The organism is Streptomyces sp. NPDC018045, assembly GCF_044327445.1.
Taxonomy (GTDB): domain Bacteria; phylum Actinomycetota; class Actinomycetes; order Streptomycetales; family Streptomycetaceae; genus Streptomyces.
The window spans coordinates 537,485-553,206 of the sequence record NZ_JBIRFL010000003.1 but is presented as its reverse complement, the minus strand read 5'-3'; the positions used below and the strand labels follow the sequence as shown (position 1 = coordinate 553,206).

The 15,722-nt window shown below is 68.7% G+C and carries 17 protein-coding genes; 11 read left to right on the top strand and 6 right to left on the bottom strand.

Annotation, left to right across the window (positions count from 1 at the left end; translation table 11 throughout):
- Positions 1-102: 102 nt before the first annotated feature.
- Positions 103-870: a hypothetical protein gene (locus ACH4EB_RS10110; protein WP_398346916.1), complete on the bottom strand. Its 768-nt coding sequence runs from the start codon at positions 868-870 to the stop codon at positions 103-105.
- 322 nt (positions 871-1,192) lie between these two features.
- On the opposite strand from ACH4EB_RS10110, the gene ACH4EB_RS10105 reads away from it, so the two are divergent.
- The gene (locus ACH4EB_RS10105) at positions 1,193-1,399 is read left to right on the top strand and encodes a hypothetical protein (RefSeq protein WP_398346915.1); all 207 of its coding nucleotides are present in this window, start codon (positions 1,193-1,195) and stop codon (positions 1,397-1,399) included.
- On the opposite strand, the gene ACH4EB_RS10100 is transcribed toward ACH4EB_RS10105, so the two are convergent.
- Positions 1,378-1,797 carry a hypothetical protein gene (locus ACH4EB_RS10100; RefSeq protein ID WP_398346914.1) on the bottom strand — a complete coding sequence of 140 codons (420 nt, stop codon included), beginning with the start codon at positions 1,795-1,797 and terminating at the stop codon, positions 1,378-1,380. The genes ACH4EB_RS10105 and ACH4EB_RS10100 overlap by 22 nt on opposite strands.
- A 578-nt stretch (positions 1,798-2,375) precedes the next feature.
- On the opposite strand from ACH4EB_RS10100, the gene ACH4EB_RS10095 reads away from it, so the two are divergent.
- The 7 genes from ACH4EB_RS10095 (at position 2,376) to ACH4EB_RS10065 (ending at position 9,130) form a co-directional block, all read left to right on the top strand.
- Positions 2,376-2,978, top strand: coding sequence for a hypothetical protein (locus tag ACH4EB_RS10095; protein ID WP_398346913.1), 603 nt, complete (start codon positions 2,376-2,378; stop codon positions 2,976-2,978).
- A 289-nt stretch (positions 2,979-3,267) separates the two neighbouring features.
- Positions 3,268-3,729, top strand: a complete 462-nt coding sequence (locus tag ACH4EB_RS10090) for a hypothetical protein (RefSeq protein ID WP_398346912.1) — start codon at positions 3,268-3,270, stop codon at positions 3,727-3,729.
- A gap of 1,479 nt (positions 3,730-5,208) precedes the next feature.
- Complete coding sequence (locus ACH4EB_RS10085) at positions 5,209-5,544, top strand: MerR family transcriptional regulator (protein WP_398346911.1); 336 nt, start codon at positions 5,209-5,211, stop codon at positions 5,542-5,544.
- Positions 5,545-6,149: 605 nt separating this feature from the next.
- Positions 6,150-6,353 (top strand): cold-shock protein, encoded by a 204-nt coding sequence (locus tag ACH4EB_RS10080; RefSeq protein WP_398346910.1) that lies wholly within the window; start codon positions 6,150-6,152, stop codon positions 6,351-6,353.
- A gap of 343 nt (positions 6,354-6,696) precedes the next feature.
- The gene (locus ACH4EB_RS10075; protein ID WP_398346909.1) at positions 6,697-8,226 is read left to right on the top strand and encodes a DEAD/DEAH box helicase; all 1,530 of its coding nucleotides are present in this window, start codon (positions 6,697-6,699) and stop codon (positions 8,224-8,226) included.
- 45 nt (positions 8,227-8,271) lie between these two features.
- Positions 8,272-8,718: a hypothetical protein gene (locus tag ACH4EB_RS10070; protein ID WP_398346907.1), complete on the top strand. Its 447-nt coding sequence runs from the start codon at positions 8,272-8,274 to the stop codon at positions 8,716-8,718.
- Positions 8,719-8,818: 100 nt separating this feature from the next.
- The gene (locus ACH4EB_RS10065; protein ID WP_398346906.1) at positions 8,819-9,130 is read left to right on the top strand and encodes an SCO5918 family protein; all 312 of its coding nucleotides are present in this window, start codon (positions 8,819-8,821) and stop codon (positions 9,128-9,130) included.
- Between the two features lie 116 nt (positions 9,131-9,246).
- On the opposite strand, the gene ACH4EB_RS10060 is transcribed toward ACH4EB_RS10065, so the two are convergent.
- On the bottom strand, positions 9,247-9,606 hold the full coding sequence (locus ACH4EB_RS10060) for a hypothetical protein (RefSeq protein ID WP_398346905.1): 360 nt from the start codon (positions 9,604-9,606) through the stop codon (positions 9,247-9,249).
- A 624-nt stretch (positions 9,607-10,230) separates the two neighbouring features.
- Here ACH4EB_RS10060 and ACH4EB_RS10055 point away from each other — a divergent pair.
- Both ACH4EB_RS10055 and ACH4EB_RS10050 read left to right on the top strand, forming a co-directional pair.
- Positions 10,231-10,908 (top strand): ANTAR domain-containing protein, encoded by a 678-nt coding sequence (locus ACH4EB_RS10055; RefSeq protein WP_398346904.1) that lies wholly within the window; start codon positions 10,231-10,233, stop codon positions 10,906-10,908.
- 57 nt (positions 10,909-10,965) lie between these two features.
- Entirely contained in the window at positions 10,966-11,715 is a 750-nt protein-coding gene (locus ACH4EB_RS10050; protein ID WP_398346902.1) for an ANTAR domain-containing protein, read from the top strand.
- A 329-nt stretch (positions 11,716-12,044) separates the two neighbouring features.
- Here the strand turns inward: ACH4EB_RS10050 and ACH4EB_RS10045 are convergent, their stop codons facing one another.
- On the bottom strand, positions 12,045-12,632 hold the full coding sequence (locus ACH4EB_RS10045) for a DinB family protein (RefSeq protein WP_398346901.1): 588 nt from the start codon (positions 12,630-12,632) through the stop codon (positions 12,045-12,047).
- Between the two features lie 623 nt (positions 12,633-13,255).
- On the opposite strand from ACH4EB_RS10045, the gene ACH4EB_RS10040 reads away from it, so the two are divergent.
- On the top strand, positions 13,256-14,470 hold the full coding sequence (locus ACH4EB_RS10040; RefSeq protein ID WP_398346899.1) for an acyltransferase family protein: 1,215 nt from the start codon (positions 13,256-13,258) through the stop codon (positions 14,468-14,470).
- A 139-nt stretch (positions 14,471-14,609) separates the two neighbouring features.
- On the opposite strand, the gene ACH4EB_RS10035 is transcribed toward ACH4EB_RS10040, so the two are convergent.
- Both ACH4EB_RS10035 and tatA read right to left on the bottom strand, forming a co-directional pair.
- A complete protein-coding gene (locus tag ACH4EB_RS10035; protein WP_398346898.1) occupies positions 14,610-15,041 on the bottom strand; it encodes a hypothetical protein in 432 nt (143 codons plus the stop codon).
- 246 nt (positions 15,042-15,287) lie between these two features.
- On the bottom strand, positions 15,288-15,551 hold the full coding sequence (gene tatA / locus ACH4EB_RS10030) for a Sec-independent protein translocase subunit TatA (protein WP_398347068.1): 264 nt from the start codon (positions 15,549-15,551) through the stop codon (positions 15,288-15,290).
- Positions 15,552-15,722: the final 171 nt, after the last annotated feature.

Here is a 15,722-nt window from a genome sequence, read left to right as displayed (position 1 = left end):
CCGAAGAGGCGGGCGTCCCGACGGATGTTCCGGCGGCGTCACTCGCTCTCGCCGCGCAGGTCACAGCCCCGTGGCCTTGGGCCACTCCACCGTCCAGGCGGCTCAGCTCGCGTGCCATATGACGGCGTCGAACATGGTGCGGGGGTCGCTGCCGATGCCGTCGGCGCCGAGCGCAGTGAGCTTGAGCCGGGCGATGTTCCCAGCACTTGTCCGTACGCATAACACCGTGTTCTTGGTGAGTTGCTGCTTGGCGGCTCCCGCGGCATTGACCGTGTGCAAGCATTCCCCGTACCCCGGCAGACTGGTCGTAGGTCCTGACCAGCGAGAGATCACGGTGCCGTTCCAGCCCTCGATCCCGTTCTCGGGCAGCATGTACACATCGCCCTCGTTGCCATAGCCGACAGCGACAGGCTGTCCGGCGTCCAGGTCCTTGGGCTCGGTGTCGAGCAGCAGCGAGCCGCGCCAGAGTTCGCTTCCCGCGGGCGACGCGCCGTGATCCGGCCTGGGTCTCTTGGTCTGCTCCGACGGCGAGGCGGAGGCGGGTACCGATTCAGGCGTCGCGGCAGAAGCCGACGAAGTCGGCACGGTGATCGGGGCACCGTCGGCATTGTCGCCACGGGAGGAAGCGAGGAGAGGCACCACAGCAGCGATCAGGGCGGCGAGGACAGTCGCCCCGGCAGTGATCCAGGCTGCCTGCTGATGTGTGCTGAACCAGCCTCCGCCCGCACTACCGGCCTGCCTGTCGTCCGGTGTTGGCTGGTGCGCCGACGCAGGAGGCGGCGATGCAGACGGCTGTGCACCGCCCGCGTGGTTGTCGCCCTGGCCGGGTCTGTTTGCATCAGATCGATCGTCGGCCACCGTGCTCAGCACCCCCACTGCTGCCGCCGGTCCGGGGATTGTGCAGAGGCTAGCAGCCCGTGCGGGCCGTACCAGAAGGTCAGCGGCCGGTTGCTGACGGCGTTGGGAGTGCGCGCGACACGGTCGGCCGGCTCTCGCTTCTCGTCGTCGGCGTCAGTCTCGTCATGCAGGGAGGTGTCGCGGTGACCAACCCCGGTCGCTGATCTCCACCGGTCATCAGTACAGCCGATGGGGAGCGGTTCCCCGGGCAGCGCTCTCCGCCTGCTCGGTCTCCACCAGCGGACTGCGCGCGGCTCATCAGTTCCGGCTCGTTCTTCTTCATGGAGGAGAGGTCGTGCAGGACCTCCTCGTGCTCGTCTGTGGGGCCGGCCGCAGTCGTCAGCCCTTCGAGCTGTTCCCGGAGAGCGGCGAGCTCGCGGGCGTGCTTGCTGCTCTGGTCGCGCAGTGCGCCGCGCTCGTCCTCGGCCCGCGTCCGGCCTGCGCCACGCAGAACAGGACGTCCGAATCGGCCGACGTTCGTCAGTCCTGCTCGACTTGCTGAAGGCGCTGAGCGACGTCTCCTCGCTCCTGCGAAAGGCGGTCAACGGCGGCATTCACGGCCCGCAGCTTCGTGATGGCGTCGGCGCGGGCGGTCAGGTCGTCGTGTTCCCGTCGCAGAGCCAGGACGTTGGGGCCGCTACCTGCGGCCGCCTGCTGCTCAGCGCGGTCAGCGCTCGCTTCCGCCTCGCCGACGGTGCGACGCGCGGCACGAGTGGCTGCGGCTGCCTTACGGATGGCGGCGCGTAGCGCGTCGTCGCTGAAGTGGCCGTAAGGCCGCTGCCCGTTCGAGGTGGGCATGGTGCGGGCCGCTTCTGTGCCGTTGGCGGGAGGGGTCGTCGTCGGTTGCGCTTCCGCTTCCACCACACCTGTGACAACCGCTGCTGCCAGCAACCAGCCCATCTGCGGCTCGGCGCTCCGGCGGAGAATCGAGTCGAGTGGCTCAGCCGGCGACGTGATCCGGGCGGCCCGCCGGCTGACCTCCGAGGGCCGGCCGGTCGCTCTCGGGCGATCGGGGCCGCGATACGGGCTGGTCTGGCGGACGGGAAGATGACGCCCGCGTAGCGGCTCGAATTCAGACCGCCATAGTCGCCGGCCGTCCGCTGAGTTTGTGGTGACTGTACTCAAGTCCCCGCCGCACTGAGTTCTCTCACCGGTGCTTCTGTGACAGCCATCCTCCGGGCGACTGTGGCCGCCTCGGCCGTTGTGGTTGTGCTGGCCGGTCACAGTGCTCTCGTTGGCTCTCTCGGAAACCGGGGCTTTGGCTCCAGCCAACATCAGGGTCAGGGACACACCACGGGGACGAACTCCCCGTGCAGGGAGGGTTAGAAGATCAGTTGTGGCCGGGCCGTCGCTGATACTTCCGGCAGCCGGTACGGGGCAGCGGGCCCAGGAATAGCCCCGAGGCCTGATCCACGAGGGGTAACGTAGAGCCGTTCTGGGGGCCCTCGGCCCCGGTGCCGCCTCGTGGGGGAGCAAGATTGCGTTTCGTTGGCAAGGCCGTTGCGGCGTCTCTCGCCGCCGTACTCTCCGTGTCTCTGACGGCGTGCGACAGTTCCGACGAGAAGGCAAAAGAAGCTGTCGATCCAGCCGAGTCTTCGTCAAATTCCCCGAAGGCGGGGACCAAGGCGCAAGACAAGAAGCCGCCCAAGCCGAAACGGGTGGCCGACCCCGAGGAGATCATCGCGTCCATAAAGGCGTTCGACAAGGAAACCTGTTCGATGGACCAGGGGACTGCGTGTGACGAGGACGCTGGCGAAGTCGCCGACCTGGGCCAGTCCGCCGTCTACGACCCCCGGAAGTACACCAAGTCGTTCATGTTCGAGGGCGGCGTGCTGAAGGTGGCCACCTCCCTACCTTCCGGTGCCACAAAGGCGAACATGGAGCTGGCCGACATAGCGGGTTTCCACTATGGCTCCGCCTACGAGTGGTCGGCGACCATGACCGAGGAGCACCGGAAGAACATCAAGGCCGTCGAGTCCGTGGAGATCGTTCTCGACAACGGTCTCACGGGTGATCGATGCGAGGCCGGCAACGAGGGCGCCGTCCCCCGGTGCCGGAAAATCCCTGACGCATTCGAGTAGGGCAAGCTGGATTCGTCGGCCAACCGCAGGCGAGAAGCGTCATCTTGACGGGTTCGCATCCCGCCGCTACCGCTTGTAACACCCCTCTGATCTGTGGTGCTTTGCGTGTGGCATGGGCGACACGATGGTGTCGCCCTGGCGTTACGTGTGGGCCGGACAGCCGCCAGGACCTGAAGAAGTGCACGAGGGCGGCGAAACGGTGTCCGCGCGACGCGGTCACGTCACACCGATAGCTGGCCTGGTAGCGGATTTCCGTCCCGCGAGAGCAGAAGTAAAATAAAAGAGACGGGTGGCGGTACCCCACCGCCACCCGTCCATTCACCCTTCCCGCCTGAAAGAGTTCTTCATGTTCGGTTCCGGTCTTTCCGTCGGCCAGTGGATGGCGCTCGCGGCTGCGACTTCATTTCTCCCCGGCCTCGCCATGCTGCCGTACATCCGGAAAGCGAAGAAGAAGGCGCTGGTTCCTCTCTTCTTCGTCGTTCCCGCCGGAATCGGAGCGCTCGGCATCTGGGGGAGCGCCGCGGCCCGTGGTTACGGCGCGGCGGAATCCCTTGAGATGTACGCCTGGTGCATGGCAGGTCTGGCACTGCTCATCGTCCTTGGCCGTCCCCAGATCAAGAGGAACGAAGAACTTAAGGCTGCGGGCAAGGAGATGGAGCAGCCATCGGGCCTCTATATGGCGATGGTCTTCGGGTCCCTGGGAATCGCCGCCACACTTGCTTTCCTGGTCAAGAAATACCTCATTGGGTGACCCCTCGTCCCGCGTGATGGATTCCATATTCGATCATGCGGGATCCATGCCTTCCACCGCCATCTCCGGCTGACCTTCCCTGAGGGGAATGATTGTGTTGACATCGCTTCCGGCGGGGAATTCGTAAGAATTTCCCCTTCTCCTTCCTGGGCGTGCAGAAATCTTGGGGCGCTGATCAGGCGGCCTGGGGCATCACGTAGCCGTAGGCGGTGTCGCCCCGAGAAAGTGCCCCGCATCTTCCTCGCGGTCTGGGAGCTCAACGTCAGCTACGAACGCCGCATCTACGCACAGGACGCCCTGCCGTTCACTGATGAGGAGCAGTGACCCGGGCGTCACATCCCGCACAGTGCCGCCGGGCCGGGACGAACAACTGGTACGTGTGGTCAGCGGCGTCGTACCCCCCCCCCCACGCCCTGATCCCGCCCAGCCGCAGATCGAACGTCAGCCCCTTCAGGGCCTCCGCATCATCGGCCGGCCACTTGCACGAAAACGCCTAAGAAGAACGGCAGTACGCAGTTCCTCGTCCCGGACCCGGAGCGGCCGGAAAAGATCGTGAGTCTCGGTTATGGCGGTTTGATCGGGGCAAGGCGGCACTTCTGGGTGCGCGCGGTGGAGTCCGGGCGGGTTACCGAAGCGTGGCTCGCCGGTGATCCCCGGTACGTGGGTGTCGTCGCTGCCCCGGGGCCACGTCACCTCCTGCGGGTCGCCCGACGGGAGGCGACGGACTCCCGGATGCCCCCGCAAGAGGGGCGTCAGTCCGGGGGCGCGAGCGCCGGCACGTGCCGCCGGGGCGCGGGTCGGAACGGACTGACCGCGACGTGCGCACGCCTATGAGCAGCTCCATCAGCGCGTACAGGTGACGGAGCCGGTGGGCGAGGTCGACCATCTCTCTCCATGGTGGGCGAAAATCTGTGGTGACTGGGGTAGACATTGAGCTGTGGGCTGGCTATGGTTTCTCTCGTAGTCGAGATCGAGTAAGGCCCGGCAGAGATGAACTGCCGGGCAGCAGGACCCGCAAGTGCAGTTGCAGGACGGTGCGGTCGTGGAGTTCCGAAGCCGAAGCAGACGCAGGAGGGCGACGGGGCTGACGACCGGACCGGGTGGCCCGCAGTGATCAGGGGCCCCGTCAGTGGTACCGCAAGTGCAGTTCGCAGTACCAGTAGTAGGCAGTAACAGCAGTAGGTAGTAACAGCAGTACACAGTTCCCGCTCAGCGAGGTTCAGAGGGGAAGAACGGAGGAGTTGAGCGCCATCAGGATCGCCCGGGCCGAAGGCTGAGCCCGGGTACCGCAGGACATCGATAGTGAGGTGGTCTCCGGTCAAGCAACCGCGATCCCCGCGCTCCCGTCCTCGTATCGGTCGGGTCCGCGGAAACAGAAGGCCGGCGCAGCAGCAAGGCCGGCAGATGGTGTAACGCTTCCTTCGGGGCCCTGGTGCCATAGGCGCCAGGGCCCCTCCACGCGTTCCACAGAGAGGTCCGATGGCAGCAGACGACTCGTACGGCCGTCTCGATGACGACACCTACCCCGCCTACACCATGGGCCGGGCCGCCGACATGCTCGGCACGACCCAGGGCTTCCTCCGCGCCATCGGCGATGCCCGCCTCATCACCCCGCTCCGCTCGGCAGGCGGCCACCGCCGTTACTCGCGCCATCAGTTGCGCATCGCCGCCCGCGCCCGCGAACTCGTCGACCGGGGCATCCCCATCGAAGCCGCCTGCCGCATCGTCATCCTCGAAGACCAGCTCGAAGAAGCTCAGCGCAGCAACGCCGAATTCCGCCGCACCGCCGAAGCGGCGGGATCGCCCGTGGCGTGAGGCAGCGCGCCGCCCACCGGGCACCGGCGGGACCCCGCACACACGTGCCAGCCGCGCCGGCACCGCCCCCACGGCAGCGATCGCAGGCAGCGCACTCATCGCTTGGCTGTCTTCCTGGCTGTCTGCCTGGCCGCCCGCCTTTCCGGCCGTCCACTGGCCACCCGGCCCCCGAACCGCGTCGAGACCGGCTACGGGACCGGGGCGACGGACCGGCTACGGGACCATGGACCGGCGTCGGGCGAGACCGTACCGCCGGAATAGTTGTGCCCGCCGGGTCGCGCGCAGCGCCTGCTTCTCCTGAAACGCTCCGCTCCGGGTGGGGCATATCTATGGCCGCGAGATGAGGCTTTAACGCCCAGGGCGGCGAGCGTTTTTATGACACGCAGCGAAGCGAAGTTATTTACTGTACACGGGTCACGACCTCGTGCTACTGTCGATTTCAGTTGCAGTTGTGGTTCCCAAAACTTTCGAGCTTCTTCGCCGGGATTTCCCGGCGGCCGGAAGCTTTTTTGTATCGCCGGTGTTTTTCCGGACGGGGCATCATCGCGGCGACCCGGTATCCGCGCATTGCGGGTCCCGGCGTACTGCCCCAAAGGAGATATGACATGGCATCAGGCACCGTGAAGTGGTTCAACGCGGCCAAGGGTTTCGGCTTCATCGAGCAGGACGGTGGGGGCGCCGACGTGTTCGCCCACTTCTCGAACATCGCCGCCCAGGGCTTCCGCGAGCTGCTTGAGGGCCAGCGGGTCACCTTCGACGTCGCGGCGGGCCAGAAGGGCCCGACGGCCGAGAACATCGTTCCCGCCTGACGCTGACGCGCACTTCGTAGCTGGGGCCCGCATCCCTCGGGGTGCGGATCCCAGCTACGGACATTTCCCGCAGTGGTGCCACCTGTGGGCCACCGCCGCCCGCAGCCCCGCCCTCAGGTGTACGCGACCCTAGGGTATTCGCGCCTTTTCGGAGCTGCATCGGTCGACGTCCAGGATTTCACGTCCGACTGACGTCACCTATTTTACAGCTTGCATTCCGCACTGGATGCACTGCAAGCCACCATCCTTTTCGCATTCCATTCGGTTCGTTCTTGTGATTCCCTGCGCTGCATCTTTCGCTGCGGGAATTCCTTGATACGTGCCGTATCAAGGAAGGTTCACGATGAACCCCACACGTACGAACAGCCGTTCCTCCCGCTCCCGCCGGACCGAGGCCCCCGTTTTCGGGTCCGGCGCCGGTTCCAGGCGGGGCGCCCGCTCCGGCTCGCCCGCCCCGACCCGTTCCGGCGGTCCGAGCCGTAATGGCGGTTCGGGCCGCTCGGGCGGCCAGGGCCGGCGGCCCGCCGCGGTCCAGGGCGAGTTCGCCCTGCCGAAGACGATCACCCCCGCGCTGCCCGCGGTCGAGGCGTTCGCCGACCTCGACATGCCCGCCCCGCTGCTGGCCACGCTGACCGCGCAAGGCGTGAGCGTCCCGTTCTCGATCCAGGGTGCGACCCTGCCCAACACCCTGGCGGGGCGCGACGCCCTGGGGCGCGGGCGCACCGGCTCCGGCAAGACCCTCGCGTTCGGCCTGGCCCTGCTGGCCCGTACCGCCGGGCAGCGCGCCGAGCCCCGTCAGCCGCTGGCCCTGGTCCTCGTGCCGACGCGTGAGCTCGCCCAGCAGGTGACCGACGCGCTCACCCCCTACGCCCGCTCCGTGAAGCTGCGTCTCGCCACCGTCGTCGGCGGCATGTCGATCGGCAGGCAGGCCAGTGTGCTGCGGGGTGGCGCCGAGGTCGTCGTCGCGACGCCGGGCCGGCTCAAGGACCTCATCGACCGCGGCGACTGCCGGCTGAACCAGGTCGCGATCACCGTCCTGGACGAGGCCGACCAGATGACCGACATGGGCTTCATGCCCCAGGTCACCGCGCTCCTGGACCAGGTACGCCCCGAGGGCCAGCGGATGCTGTTCTCCGCCACCCTCGACCGCAACGTCGACCGCCTGGTCCGCCGCTACCTGACCGACCCCGTCGTCCACTCCGTCGACCCGTCCGCGGGCGCGGTCACCACGATGGAGCACCACGTACTGCACGTCCACGGCGCCGACAAGCACCGGACGACCACCGAGATCGCGGCCCGCGAAGGCCGAGTGATCATGTTCCTGGACACCAAGCACGCCGTCGACCGGCTGACACAGGACCTGCTCAACAGCGGGGTACGGGCCGCCGCCCTGCACGGCGGCAAGTCGCAGCCCCAGCGCACCCGGACCCTGGCCCAGTTCAAGACCGGACACGTCACCGTGCTCGTGGCCACGAACGTCGCCGCCCGCGGCATCCACGTCGACGACCTCGACCTCGTCGTCAACGTCGACCCGCCGACCGACCACAAGGACTACCTCCACCGTGGCGGCCGCACCGCGCGGGCCGGGGAGTCCGGCAGCGTCGTCACCCTGGTCACCCCCAACCAGCGCCGGGACATGACCCGTCTCATGACAGCGGCCGGCATCGTGCCCCAGACCACCCAGGTCCACTCCGGCGAAGAGGCCCTCAGCCGGATCACCGGCGCCCAAGCGCCCTCCGGCATTCCCGTGACGATCACCGCGCCGGTGCCCGAGCGGCGTAAGCGCAGCACGGCCTCCCGCGGCCGGCGCAGCGCCGCTTCGGCTGCCCGCCGCAAGACCGTACGGCAGACCTCCTTCGACGCGGCGGCCTAGAACTTCTTGATCAGGAAACTGACCCACCACTGCAGGAGGCACCTTTTGTCGCTGGTCCAGATGCAGTACCGCTCGACGAGTGCGGCCTCCGTGCACAGTACGGCGGCCGACGCCATGGACACCGGCGGGCCGCAGGTCTGCGACGACATGACCGTCGAGGTCGCCCTGTCCGTCATGGCCGGCGCCCGTACCGGGCACCTCCTCGTCTGCGACAACGACGACCTGTGCACCGCGCTTCTCACCCAGGCCCAGCTCACCGCGGCCCGTGACAGCTCCGCGTACACCGACCGGGTCCAGTTGCGCGACATCCTCGGTGATCGCGGGCGGTTCGCCCATCCCGTGGGCGCCATGGACGATGCCGAGTACGCGATGGGCTCCGGCGGGCTCGATGCCCTGCATGTGCCTGCGCCTATACCTGCGCCTGTGCCCAGGCCTGTGGTCGACGAGCACGGCGGCGTTCCGGGCGCTCTCGCCCTGGCCTTTGCCCGCTGAACCGCCGCAGCCGCCCTAACCGCATCAGCCGCATCAGGCGTCTCAGCCGCCTCAGCCGCGGCGGAACCTTCCCCCTTCGGTCCTCTCCCTGTGAGGCATCATGCGCTGTGTCATCGCCCGCTTCCCGTTCGATCTCACCAAAAGCGGCGTCCTGGAGTCGATGAAGGGGGTCAAGCCCGAGCAGGCCTCCGGCCCGACCGTGATCATCGGTCGCCGTACCTACCCCGTCAAGCAGGTCGGCCAGGTCATCACCCGTCAGGACCGCCGCGACTTCAGCGCCGGCGAAGTCCTGCGGGCCATGACCCAGCTCGGCTTCACCTGCCGCGACCTTCCCCCGGCCGCCGCGCCCACGCGCGTTCTCGACCCGTTGCAAGCGGCTTCCGCAATGCTCGGCGCCCCTGCGGCAGCCTGACCGACGGGCCGGCATGCCGCCGGCAGAGCAGCGGTGAGGGGCCCCGACCGGAAAACGCCGGTCGGGGCCCCTCACCGCGTACCGAGCCGTTCCCGGCGTGGCGGAGATGGAGTGGGTCAGTGGTCGGAGTAACTGAAGTCGCCGATGGTCCAGGCGCTGACGTCCTCGATGGCCACGCGGTACATCCCGCCCGTCTCCGGGATCCCCACCGTGCCCTGCAGAATCCGCGCCACGTGGAAGTGCAGATGCGTGGGCGGCCCCTCTTCGTGCTTCGCGGCGGTGAACACGGCGGAGAAATCGCTCAGGCGGTCCGATCCCGCCAAAACCTCCGACACCCGCTGCCTCCAGACGGCTTCGGGAGCCAGCCGCCCCGTGATGACAGCACCGCAGGCGACCACGGTCAGAGACATCTGATTGCTGTGCCCGGACTCCACCAGAGCGGCGACGTCAACGAGCAGTTCGTCAGGCTTCGACATGAAAGCCGATTTTAATCGCCAACCGTCCGATCAGCTCAAGCAGCGCTACTCCACGAAAAACGCGGAGCCGCACCACCCGGACGTCACCGGCGCCGCGCCCCCGCACCCGGCGTCCGCCGGGAAGGACATTTCCGGCGGGAGACGGCTTCGGGATTCCGCTCTTACCGGACGGTGGAGCCCTTGGTTTGTCAGCGGGGGTGTGTTTTTCCCACCGGGTGGAAACAGGAACGGGCGGACCGGTCGGTGACCCGGCCCGGCGGACCCGGCCCGGCGGACCGGGGACGGGGGCCCGGGAGGCAGGGGCCCGGGAGGCAGGGGCCCGGGAGGCAGGGGCCCGGGAGGCCGGCAGCTCAGCGGCTCGCCAGCTCAGCGGTCCGGCATCAGCCGGTGCGATCCCCCGAGGCGGTGCCGTCCTCCGGCCAGCGCCGCCTTATGCAGCGCGCCGGTGACTCCACTCGGCGGCGAAGTCAGCGCCCGAGATCGCCGGGACGAGGACGCGCCCCGATACGGGGCTGTTCTGCTGTTGCGGCTCCTCGGTGGACCGGTGTGGGTCTACGCTGCCGGTAGCGGCCATGCCGCTGTCTGGCGTGTGCCGGTCCGTCCGTACGGGCGGGGAGGCGGGTGATGGGGACGCTGAAAGTCATCGATGAACTGCTGACCTCGCTGGGCCCGTCGGCCGAGACGGGTCAGGGGCAGCAGTGGGCCGGGCAGTGCGCGGTCGCGCTCGGGCTGGACGGTGTGGCCGTCACGCTGGAGGAGGAGCTGGTCTGGTTCAGCGACCGCACCAGCGCCCGGCTGGAGGACATGCAGTTCGTCCTCGGCCACGGCCCCAGCCTGCCGCCGGAACCGGAACTGTGCCAGGTGCCGGACGTGCGGCAACTCCCCGAGGAATACTGGCCGCAGTTCGCGGCCGAGGCCGAAACCCTCGGTGTGGCGGGGCTTTTCGTGTGGCCGGTGCGCCTGGGCGCCGTGGCGGCCGGGTCGCTGACCGGCTATCGGCACACGCCGGGCCCGCTGACCGTACGGCAGGCCGCCGACGGGTGGCTGATCGCCGATGTACTGGCCGAACACGTCCTGGCCCACTGGCCCACCGTCTCCGCCTCCGCCGCCGCCGACGGCCCGGGCACCACCGGGGAGGTGGACATGCACCGGGCCGAGGTCCATCAGGCCACCGGCGTGCTGAGCGTACGGCTCGGCGTCCCGTTGGCCGAGGCCCTGGCCCGGCTGCGCGCCCAGGCGTACGCCGCCGGCCGTTCCCTGACGGAAACGGCCCACGACATCATCAGGGACCTGCCGCAGTGACCACCCGCAGGACCGCCTCCGTCCGGCACCCCTGCGTGTACCAGAAAGGAGTACGCCGTGAGCAGGGAAACGCAGATCACCCAGACCTTCGTGGAACTCGCCGACACCTTCGTCAAGGACTTCGACGTCGTCGACTTCCTGCATCAGATGACCGTGCGCTGCCGGCAGGTCCTGGCCATCACCGACGCCGCGGTGCTGCTCGCCTACCCCGGCGAGCGGCTGCACAGCCCGGCCCCCTGCGACCCCAGCGCCGCCTTCCAGCAGGTCCTGGACGCCGCCCTGGTGCAGGGCCCGGCCCTGGACGCCTACCGCACCGCCACCGCCCAGGCTCCCGCCCGCCGGGCCGACGCCCGCAGTCGCTGGCCCGACTTCACCGCCCACGCCCGCGACGCCGGCTACCACTACACCTGCGCCGTGCCGATGCGACTGCGCGAGGACATCCTCGGCAGCCTGCTGCTTCTGCGCACCGCCGCCCGTGCCCTGCCCCCCGCCGACCTCGCCCTGGCCCAGGCGTTCGCCGACGCGGCCACCATCGGCCTCCTGCACGCCCACACCCTGCACCACCACGAGGCCGTCACCGAACAGCTCCACACCGCCCTGCACAGCCGCATCATCATCGAACAGGCCAAAGGAATCCTCGCCGCCCGCCGCAACACCTCCCTCAACCACGCCTTCAACGCCATCCGCCGCCACGCCCGCACCCACCAGATGCTGCTGACCACCGTCGCCCGCGATGTCATCGACCACGGCCTCGTCCCCTCAGCCGGCCAGCACACCCGTACGACAACCGACACGCAGCCGGAGTGAAGGACGGCCGACGGGCGCCGGCGGCACGCGCCTGTCGCCGGCCCGCCGGGCCGTATGCGGGGTCTGAGTGAGCGCGCGGCCCAGAAGGCCGTACGTCTCTACTACGCGGTACGCGACGGCACCCACCTGCACCCGACCTCCGGAGAACCCAAGAACGCCGAGGACGCCGAGGACGCCGAGGACGACCAAGGCGACCAGGGCGAGGAGGACGCCGCGGCCGGCGGGAGCCACGCGATACGACAACCTCGCTGTCCGCCACAGGACGACCAGCGCTGGCCGCAGCCCTCAACGCACGCCCATGGCCGGCACTTTCCCGCCGCCACCAGCCGTCAGCCCGGGGTCGTCGAAGGGTGGCCGGCGGCCCGCTGGAGACGGAGTTGGCCGATCTCCGCAGCGTTCTTCATCAGTTCGGCGTTCACCCAGGCGACCATGTGGGCGACGGTGTGGTGCGGATCGTTCTGCCACGGAAACGGGGCGGTCGCGTCCAGGTCGGCACCGGTGAACCGGTCGAGGGCCGCCAGCCAGTCCGCACGCAGTCCCCGCAGCCACTCGGCAGTCGGCCGGCCAGCGCCCGGCCAGGTGACGCAGCTCCGCTCCCGGGGCGCTCTGCCGTGAGCGTGATCGATGGCCACGCTCCACCACCAGCCGATGTGCCAGCTCAGCCAACCGATGGTCGGTACGGGCACTGGGGTGGGCTCACTCTCCGCCCAGTCCGGCACCCACGTCCCGTCGTCGGCCCGGCGTACCGTCCAGCAGTGCGCGGCGGGCTCCCACAGGAAATCGTCGGGTTCCAGCCTCTCCAGGTGGTACTCGAACAGCTCCCAGGTCAGGTCGAACTGCCGGCGCAGCAGGCCAAGTGCGTACTGCGGGGCGGTTTCGTTTCGGGAGGCAGCCACTGGCCGACCCTCGCACACCATCGACGCGGCGGAAATCGAATATCCGGCTGCACGACGACTCAGGTGACGCCCACCTCGCGGCAACGCCAACCGGACGCCCCCGGGGCACACCGCAGGGTTCGCCCCTGATCACGATCTACTTTCGCGACAGGTCCCACAGTCCCACAGCCCCAGGCGCGCCACGGGCCCCCTGCCGACTCCCGGCCGCCCCCAAGAGGACCCTTGAGCATGCGGGCCAGTGGCTGAAGCCCCGCGGCTTGGGACAAACAGCCACCCACCCACACCACTGCCATGCCAAGTCAGGTGGGCATCGACCGACTTGCCAAAGCCGTCGCGATCCATCATTCAGTGGTGGCGTGATGAACCGCGTGCGGTCTGGCGTCATCATCAGCAGCAGACGCGTCTCGGTACCGCGGTATTTCACCGGCTTTTCGCGGCCGGGAAAGCGTCCAGGGCCATCGGGCATGAAGAGTGTCCGCGCGTCGGCGAGGGCCGGATTCCTTTGCGATCGCCTGTTGTGACCGGTCCTGAGCGGTGCGTGAAGGAAAGACGGAAAACCCGGGCACCGGTTCTTCGTGACCTGTGCTCATCTCCATTTCACAGCATGGAGCGCCCCTGACCAGGGCGCGCAGGGGGGATACACGATGGCTGAGCTCCGCTCGGGGAACAGGCTCGCCGCACTGGACGGGCTACGGCTGCTGGCCGCGCTGATGGTGGTGTTCTACCACTATGTGGCGCTCGCCCGGCCCTGGGGGCATGACACGAGCACGATCTTCCCGACCGGCCACAGAGCGGCCCAGTACGGGTGGCTCGGGGTCGAGGTCTTCTTCCTCATCAGTGGTTTCGTCATTTGCATGAGCGTGTGGGGCCGCACGCTGGGGGACTTCGCCGTCTCCCGTCTCTCCCGCCTTTTTCCCGCTTACTGGGCCGGCATTCTGCTCACCACGGTGGTGGTGAAGACCTGGCCGGAGGTGGATTCCTTCCCGGGCTGGGACAGGGTCATCAACAATCTGTCCATGCTGCAGTCCGGTGATGACTCCCCGGACATCGACCCGGTGTACTGGACGCTGTTCGTGGAGCTGAAGTTCTACCTGATCATGGTCGCGGTGGTGTGGTTCGGTGTCACCTACCGCAACTGCCTGATTCTGTGCGGCGTGTGGACGGTGGCCGCCGCGCTCGCCCCGGGCCTGAACACGCCCCTGCTGACCTCGTTCGCGATGCCGCAGTACGCGCCGTTCTTCATAGCGGGCATCGCCTTCTACCTCATGCGGCGGCACCGGCCCAACGCGATCCTGTGGGCCCTGGTCGCCCTGCAACTGCTGCTCGCTCAGCGGTACATCGACCACCGCATGGCCACGAGCCTCGGCAAGGCGGTCGCGGCCGCCCTGCCGAGCTGGCCCGCCCGTCTCGTCATCATCGCGGCCTTCGCCCTGGTCGGCGCGATCGCGCTCGGACTCTTGGACCGGATTCGGTGGAAGTGGCTCACCACCGCGGGAGTGCTCACCTACCCGCTCTATCTCCTCCACATGAACATCGGCATGACCCTCATCCACCACTTCCGCGGCAGGGTCCCCGCCCCGGTCCTGGTGGCCTCGGTGACTGTTCTCATGCTGGTCGCCGCCTGGCTCGTCCACCGTGTGGTCGAGCGTCCCCTCGGGAAGTGGCTCCGTACCACCATGCGGAGAGGAATCGACGACGTCCGCCGGCACGTCGCCCCGCGCCGCGGCCGCACCGGGCAGCCAGCGACGGCGACGGCGGTGGCAGCGGCGCCCGTACCCGCCGCGCCCCGGACAGCCAGGTTCGATCCGGAGCCACCGCCCAACCGCGAACCGGAACCGGAGCCGGAACCGGTCAAGTAGTGCCGATTCCACTGCTCGGGCCCCTCTTGCGGGGGCCCAGCGGTCGGAAAAGCAGCGCCCCCGCCGCGTGGTCGGGCTTGCGGCGGGGGCTGGCTGTCTGGCTGCCTGGCTGTGGGGATCGCCGGGCGTCGCGTGGGGATCAGCCGTTGCGGCGGCGGAAGGCCTTGCGGACGAAGTGCACGATCAGCCAGATCACCACGATGATGACGACCAGGAAGACGATCAGCAGCACGATCAGGAAGATGCCGAGCTTCTTGAAGAAGCCCTTTTTCTTCTTCTTTTCCTTCTTGTCCTTGTCCTTCTTGTCCTTGTCCTTGGAGCCGAAGGCGGCCTTCGCGTGGTGGTGGAAGGAGGCCGGGGCGGCTTCCGCCTGCGCGGCCGGCGCGCCACCGGCCTGCTGCTGGACGCTGTGGGCGACCGCCGGAGCGGGCGTCGCGGCCGCCGCGGACCCCGCCGCTCCCATCAGGCCGAGCAGCAAGGCCACGACAACGGCGGTGACCCGCCCGGCCTTTGCCCGTACGGCACGCCCGGCGCGTCCGGCGTGTATGGAAGGCTTGCGCTCGGTGCTCATCCGGTGCTGTTTCCCCTCGTGGTTGGTGCTGGGCGCGGCACGCTGATCGCGGCGCGCGTCAACCATTATGGGCGGCGGACCGGCCCGCGGATGTGCGTGCTTCCCGCGGCGGAGCGCCGCGTCGCCGCGCCCCGTAGGCGTCCCGGCCTCCGAGCAGGCCGAACGATCACCGGACGGAACGGGGTTGGCGGAGGTTGCCGGTGTTGACGTCCGGCGGGGCGGACGTCAACCGGTTCGGCTGCTCCGTCAGCGCTCGGCCGGACCACGGTCGGTCGCCGCCGTGCCCGTGGCCGGTACGACTCCTCCGGCCGTACGAGTACGGGCCTCCCCGTCGCCCACGTCGCCCCCGGCGCCCGCGTCGCCCTTCATCGCCTTGGTCTCGCTCTTGAGGATTCGCAGCGACTTGCCGAGGGCCCGTGCCGTGTCCGGCAGTTTCTTCGAGCCGAACAGCAGGATCACCACGAGCGCCACGACCAGCAGGTGCCAGGGCTCCAGTCCGTTCCGCAGCATCTTCGTCCCGCCTTTCTTCCTCCGGGCCGCCGGGGCCATCGAGGCCACCAGGGCCACCGGGGCATCCCGGATCGCCGGGGCATCCCGGATCGCCAGGGCATCCGGAACCACCGCGGCCACCCCGGCCACCGGCCCGTACCGACCCGGCAGCTTGTCCGCTTTATAACTTGC

Coding starts and splice junctions, on each gene's coding strand:
- ACH4EB_RS10100 (WP_398346914.1), bottom strand. CDS start 1,797: ATGGGCTGGTTGCTGGCAGCAGCGGTTGTCACAGGTGTGGTGGAAGCG.
- ACH4EB_RS10085 (WP_398346911.1), top strand. CDS start 5,209: ATGGCAGCAGACGACTCGTACGGCCGTCTCGATGACGACACCTACCCC.
- ACH4EB_RS10080 (WP_398346910.1), top strand. CDS start 6,150: ATGGCATCAGGCACCGTGAAGTGGTTCAACGCGGCCAAGGGTTTCGGC.
- ACH4EB_RS10075 (WP_398346909.1), top strand. CDS start 6,697: ATGAACCCCACACGTACGAACAGCCGTTCCTCCCGCTCCCGCCGGACC.
- ACH4EB_RS10065 (WP_398346906.1), top strand. CDS start 8,819: ATGCGCTGTGTCATCGCCCGCTTCCCGTTCGATCTCACCAAAAGCGGC.
- ACH4EB_RS10060 (WP_398346905.1), bottom strand. CDS start 9,606: ATGTCGAAGCCTGACGAACTGCTCGTTGACGTCGCCGCTCTGGTGGAG.
- ACH4EB_RS10055 (WP_398346904.1), top strand. CDS start 10,231: ATGGGGACGCTGAAAGTCATCGATGAACTGCTGACCTCGCTGGGCCCG.
- ACH4EB_RS10045 (WP_398346901.1), bottom strand. CDS start 12,632: ATGGTGTGCGAGGGTCGGCCAGTGGCTGCCTCCCGAAACGAAACCGCC.
- ACH4EB_RS10040 (WP_398346899.1), top strand. CDS start 13,256: ATGGCTGAGCTCCGCTCGGGGAACAGGCTCGCCGCACTGGACGGGCTA.
- ACH4EB_RS10035 (WP_398346898.1), bottom strand. CDS start 15,041: ATGAGCACCGAGCGCAAGCCTTCCATACACGCCGGACGCGCCGGGCGT.
- tatA (WP_398347068.1), bottom strand. CDS start 15,551: ATGCTGCGGAACGGACTGGAGCCCTGGCACCTGCTGGTCGTGGCGCTC.